Source organism: Neisseria sp. N95_16, from assembly GCF_002551535.2.
Taxonomy (GTDB): domain Bacteria; phylum Pseudomonadota; class Gammaproteobacteria; order Burkholderiales; family Neisseriaceae; genus Neisseria; species Neisseria brasiliensis.
On sequence record NZ_PDBT02000129.1, the window covers coordinates 1 to 2,494 of the forward strand.

The following is a 2,494-nucleotide window of genomic DNA, read 5'->3' on the forward strand; positions in this document are numbered from 1 at the left end:
ACGGAGTTTAGGTTTAACCACCGGCATGAAGATTTAGGTAAAATATTAATGAAGATGCTTCGAAATAACCCAATTTAATATTTTTGCTTCCTAAGCCCCTATAAAATTAGTGATAAAACAGAAATATAAATGGCCAGCAATATGGGCGACATTATTTTTAATCTTTGGTTTCCCAGGAATTTTGAAATTTATATTGCCTCCCGTTTTATCAATTTTTCCTTCGCTTGAAAAAGCTCTAAGCCCAGTTGTGTTTCCATTGTATGTAGCCTTATTGGCAGCAGTTTTTATAATTTATCAGATCAAAAGTCATTTGACTTTCTCCTCTATTAGGAAAGCCTTGTTCGCTGAAGTTTCAAGAAAATGATAGAAGTTTTTGAATGAAGCCCCGAATTCTCGGGGCTTTTATTTTTCAAAAAATAAAGTTATTTAAATTCAATGTTATACGGTAATTAGAATGTAAAATATTAGCTAAGGCTAATATTTTCTTGCAAATAATGTTACCTATGGCTAATATATCGATAACAAGCTCTTTAACAACCAGCCTTTAAATGCCTGTGCCGCACCGCCGTCTGTGTCGTTGTCGTATGGGGAAACCATTTGGGGCTGAATTTAACGTAGCAACCGGCCTTCGGAGCCTATTCCTTTTATCGGGCAGTTTTGCAGACTTCACTACCGAAAAACGGAAACGGCAGGCGTAGAAAAGGCGTAACAGCCTTTGGGTAAATCGGACAAACGGTTGCGGGCAGCATTCAACCGCCCAAAAGAAAAAGCCGCGCATCCGGGTAGCGCAGTGGCGTCCGGTAACAGGCGGCTGTTGAACGTATTTTTAATCGGGACGTATCCCGATGTTGGGCAAATCTGCGGAGAAGCCCTGACTGACAATTTGACTTGATAAAACTGCCTCTAATTGGCAGATGTAGGGCGTTAATGCTCTTTGACGCGTGTCCGGTAACACGCATTTTCAGACGGCCTCGCATGCCGTCTTCGGTCTGTATCCAGACCCAAGCCCGTTTGATAAGCGGGTTTCAGTATGGATGCAGTCATTATACACCAGACTGTTTGTAATAATGACAAAAGTTATTTTTAGGAGGGTTGAAATGGAAACCAAGTATTTTGTGTCTCACGACGGCAACCGTCACGATCTGTTCGACACGCTTGAACAGGCTGAACACTATATTCTGAAGCAGACTGGCTGGACAGACGCAGAAATCGCCGACAAATGGGAATTTGTGAAAAAGGAATGCAGTCTGTATGGCGGAGACCCGTTTTCTTCTAATAGCCGTCATTCGCTGTGGTTTATCGACGAACTGAAACTTTCAAACGGCGTAATTATGGAAGTAGATGGTCAGTCGTTTGACGATTATGTCGAAAGTATGAGTGACGAGCGCGGTACGGAGGAGTTTGCGGAAACGAAGCGGCGGATGGTTGGGTATTATTTGGGAGGGCGTGATGGGGCTTGATGATTGGATAAGGCTGACTGCACTGTCCATCGGTATATTGAGCCAGCTTATGGGTATAGCCATAGCCGTATTCCGCTATTCAATGAAAATTGATTTAAAAATGATTCTTGTAGCAATGACCAACCTGATGATTATATGGATAATATCCGAGGTTAACATTTGGTTACTTATGGATCTGGGGTGCAAAGGTTGCATCTCATGGTTTGAGTGAGTGATATTCCTGTATTTCCAATTCGAAGGGGAATTTCCATATGAACCGGTAGCAGGATTCTCTGTTTTTACGGATAGCAGAGCTGCCTTGGTTTGGGTGGCAATCCGAATAGTGGTAAGTATCCAACATCAGCAGCCATCGGTCATATTTGACGGCTTGGTCATGAGCTATCGCAAGAAAATACCACATGACGCAGAATGCGATTGCATAGATGCCGTTTTTCAGGGATTTTAGAAGCCGTTTTTCCCAGAGGCTGATGAGAAAAAATTTCAGGCAGTTCGATAAAAGCCGAAGTGTCAAAAACGTGCAGGCGGTAACGGCTGTCCATGCGGTAACCGAATGGTTGAGATATTCCGGGTAAATACCGTATTTGCTGTTGAAATGATGGTTGGCCGATATTTTGGCAAGGAACAGCGCGATGGCTGAAGTTACAAAAAGCTGCCATGTCCATTTAAATTCCTTTGCCACTTCTGCACGGTTTTCCCATAGTTTCCAGATGGAAAACAAGACGCATAAGGCTGCAAACAGAGGGATGTTTTGAATCAAAAAAAGAGATCCGACAATAACAGCGATGATGGTGTTCTCAAGCAATTCGGCTTGATTGTTTTTCATGGGCGTTTCCTGTTTCGTGAAAAGAGAAGATGTGGTAATCCAATCTTAACACGGGCAGCGGAATGCCCGCCTATGGCAAAGGCCGTCTGAAAGTGTATTTCAGACGGCCTTACATTCGCATTTCAAGTGCAACGCTCAAATGCCATTGGCAAGGGCTGCTGAAAACAGATCACCCGGTGTCTCATAGTCCAATGTCTTTCTCGGTCGGCGG

Annotated in this window: 2 protein-coding genes and 1 pseudogene; 2 read left to right on the forward strand and 1 reads right to left on the reverse strand. The window is 43.4% G+C overall.

The features are described from left to right. Both CRG49_RS12650 and CRG49_RS12655 read left to right on the forward strand, forming a co-directional pair. Positions 1–78, forward strand: a pseudogene (locus tag CRG49_RS12650) (IS1595 family transposase); the annotation flags it as partial. A 1,019-nt stretch (positions 79–1,097) separates the two neighbouring features. After that, positions 1,098–1,460 carry a hypothetical protein gene (locus CRG49_RS12655; protein WP_095502416.1) on the forward strand — a complete coding sequence of 121 codons (363 nt, stop codon included), beginning with the start codon at positions 1,098–1,100 and terminating at the stop codon, positions 1,458–1,460. Positions 1,461–1,656: 196 nt separating this feature from the next. Here the strand turns inward: CRG49_RS12655 and CRG49_RS12665 are convergent, their stop codons facing one another. After that, positions 1,657–2,283, reverse strand: coding sequence for a hypothetical protein (locus CRG49_RS12665; RefSeq protein WP_095502414.1), 627 nt, complete (start codon positions 2,281–2,283; stop codon positions 1,657–1,659). Positions 2,284–2,494 lie beyond the last annotated feature (211 nt).